3 protein-coding genes and 1 pseudogene are annotated in these 2,915 nt (G+C 60.3%); all 4 read right to left on the bottom strand.

Annotated features, from left to right (window positions below):
- Nucleotides 1–400 (bottom strand): annotated as a pseudogene (locus tag NKJ94_RS37130) (hydroxypyruvate isomerase); the annotation flags it as partial.
- 6 nt (nucleotides 401–406) lie between these two features.
- Nucleotides 407–715 (bottom strand): MocE family 2Fe-2S type ferredoxin, encoded by a 309-nt coding sequence (locus NKJ94_RS37125; protein WP_352532710.1) that lies wholly within the window; start codon nucleotides 713–715, stop codon nucleotides 407–409.
- Nucleotides 716–726: 11 nt separating this feature from the next.
- Nucleotides 727–1,686: a sugar phosphate isomerase/epimerase family protein gene (locus NKJ94_RS37120; protein WP_352532708.1), complete on the bottom strand. Its 960-nt coding sequence runs from the start codon at nucleotides 1,684–1,686 to the stop codon at nucleotides 727–729.
- A complete protein-coding gene (locus NKJ94_RS37115) occupies nucleotides 1,683–2,687 on the bottom strand; it encodes a Gfo/Idh/MocA family oxidoreductase (protein WP_352532706.1) in 1,005 nt (334 codons plus the stop codon). Before NKJ94_RS37115 ends, NKJ94_RS37120 begins: the two co-directional genes overlap by 4 nt.
- Nucleotides 2,688–2,915 lie beyond the last annotated feature (228 nt).

Below are 2,915 nucleotides of genomic sequence, written 5' to 3'. Positions count from 1 at the left end.
CCTCGGCCATGTCGCAGATACAATTCAAGGTGTCCCGCGCCTTCAGCCACATGGGGCCGGTCTCGACTTCGGACTTCACAATAGGAATACCGCCTTCGCCGAGCCCGGTGCCGTGCAGGTTGAGCCTGGCAATCCCGAGGCGCTTTCCGACTTTTGCGGTCTCCAGGGCGGACTTCAAGAGCATGTTGGCGCCCTCGTCGTCGGCGAGCCTTCCTTCGAGGTAGCCGTTCATGATCGTGAAGGTCGCCCCCGACTTCTCGAGCGCTGCGAGGTCATGGTCCGGCCAATTCCACAATCCGACGCCGAAACCCATCTCATGCAGACGTGCGACGCGCCAAGCCATCGGACGATCAAGCCAAAGCATCTCGGCGCAGGCGGCCAACTGGAAGGGTTGGCTCATGACGGCTCAAACCTCGACCATGACGCGGCCGTTCTCGACCTTCGTCTTGTAAGTTTTGAGGTTCTCGCAGGCCGGGGGCGTCTCTACTTCGCCAGTCGTGAAGTCGAAAACGGAAGCGTGCTTGGGGCATTCCACCGTATTCGCCATGACGAGGCCGTCAGCGAGGTGAATCTTCTCGTGCGTGCAAAGCCCGTCTGTGCAGTAGTATTCATCCGCGTCGTTGCGGAAGATCGCGAAGGTACGGCCGCCATTCTCGAAGCGCTTGGCTTCCTCGGCTTCGATCTCATCAGCGGCACAAGCGTCAACCCAGGGCATTGAGTCTCTCCTCAGATATCTTGCGGTTTGAAGTCTGCGGGAGCTGACGGCATCACGCTCTGGAGGAGCGCGACGGACTTTTCGAGCCCCTCCAGCGAGTTCAGAAGTACGTCCTCGTGCTCGATGGAAAGCCAGCCGTCGTAGCCAGCCATCTTGAGCCGATAACAGAATTGCCGCCACCACTCCTCACCATGGCCGAACCCGAGCGTGATGTAGCTCCACGAGCGGGCCGGAATGTCCATTAGGTTGCCATTCTCAAGCAGCGAGGTCGTTGCCTGGACTGGCCGGTTCAGCATCGTGTCCTTGGCATGGACATGATAAACGGCCGCGCCCAACGCTTCGGCAGCAGCGAGGGGATCAGCACCCATCCAGAACAGGTGCGACGGGTCCAGATTGGCGCCCACGACAGGTCCTACCGCTGCTCGAAGCTTCAGGAGCGAGGGCACGTTGTACACGCACTGATTGCCATGCAGCTCGAGCGCAATGCGCTCGACGCCGTTTTCTTTCGCCAGCGCCACGATCTCGGTCCAGAACGGGATCAGCTTTTCTTCCCATTGATATTTAAGGATGGTCTGCGTTTCCGGCGGCCAGGACGAGACGACCCAGTTCGGCATGCTGTCGCTAGCGCTGCCAGCCGGCAGACCGCTCATGGTGCAGACGGTGCGAATGCCCATCTCGCCGGCGACGCGGATCGTGTCTTTCAACCCTTGGCCTTGGGCCGGATCGGTTGGGTGCAGCGGATTGCCGTTTGCGTTGAGGCTTATGATCTCCAGGCCGCGTTCCTCGAAGGCTGCAGCAATCCGCTTCTGCGCTTCCCTGTTACCCAGCATGGACGAAAGCCGGAAATGCGGGGCGGTCGACCAGCCGCAAGTGTTCACCTCGATGCCGGATACCCCCATGCGCTGGGCATGATTAAGCACCGCGTCGAACGGCAGATTGCCGAGACTGTCTGAAACGAAACCCAGCTTCACGCGTAGAACTCCGGCTTTGCAATCATCTGGACAGGCGTACGACGGGCTTCCTTCAGCGCTACCACGCCGGCCTCGGCAACGACGGCGGCGCAGTAGCCGTCCCAGCAGTCCGAGGCGGTCGCGGGGAACTCACCAGTCATGACGAAGCGAAGGAAGTCGCGGTTCTGGCGGCGATAGGCATCGTAATAGCGGGTGCGCCAGTCGGCGTCGTAGTTTGTGCTTTGGGTAAGCGCTGACTCCGTGCGGGTGTAGGCAACGTTGTTGGTTGCCACGGCGCCGTTCTCGCCAATCAGCTCGGCGCGAACGTCATAGCCATAGGCGGCGTTGTTGTTGATCTCGATGTTGACGAGCTGCCCATCCACCGTTTCCAGCACCATGACGACAGGTGCCACACGCGCGTCCGAGCGGCTTGGCTGGAATGCGGAGATGGCAGCATATTCGGTGCCGAGCACATATCGCACGACATCGAATTCGTGCGGGGCCGAATTGGTGATAGCCATCGCGCCGGTGAAGTCGGCCGCAGGCGTTTCAACATTGCGGTGAAAATTGTGCATCATCAGCGCCCGGCCGAGATGACCATTATCGAGCGCTTGCTTCATTTCCTGATAGGAGCGGTCGTAACGCCGCATGAAGCCGAGCTGGACGAATTTCGCCCCCGCTTTCTGTTCGGCTTCCATCACCGCGATGCAGTCAGCCGACGCTTGTGACAGCGGTTTTTCGCATAGGACGCGCTTGCCGGCGGCAATGCAAGCCATCGAAAGCGGCGCATGCGTGAAATCGGGACTCGCAATGATCACGGCGTCCACGTCTTGCCGCGTGATGGCGCCCTTGGGGTCGGTGGCAATGTCGATAGCGCCACACGCGTCGGCAACAGAACGAGCGCGCTGCTCATCCATGTCGCAGACCAATTGAAGGGTTGCGCCGGGCAGTTCCTCGGCAACTATCTTGGCATGATCCGCGCCCATCAAACCGGCGCCGATCACTGCAATGCGGATTGTCATTTCTGTCCTGCTTTTGCTTTTTCGAACTTACGGGCAACGGCCAACTCGGCGGCATGGAGCCACGCCTGGTTGGCGCCTTTTAAGAAATCTAACGAGCGGCTGGGCCCTCCAGCACCTGGAAGGACGGCGGATGACCTTCATGCTCGGCCATGTAACCATCGACCTTGGCTTCCAGATCGGCCATCGTTTCGCCGCCAGCCATCAGATCCGTAATCTCCTCGCGGGACC

It is taken from the genome of Mesorhizobium sp. M0060 (genome assembly GCF_040323155.1).
Taxonomy (GTDB): Bacteria; Pseudomonadota; Alphaproteobacteria; order Rhizobiales; family Rhizobiaceae; genus Mesorhizobium.
This window is presented reverse-complemented; position numbering and strand designations above follow the sequence as displayed.

Coding starts and splice junctions, on each gene's coding strand:
- NKJ94_RS37115 (WP_352532706.1), bottom strand. CDS start 2,687: ATGACAATCCGCATTGCAGTGATCGGCGCCGGTTTGATGGGCGCGGAT.
- NKJ94_RS37125 (WP_352532710.1), bottom strand. CDS start 715: ATGCCCTGGGTTGACGCTTGTGCCGCTGATGAGATCGAAGCCGAGGAA.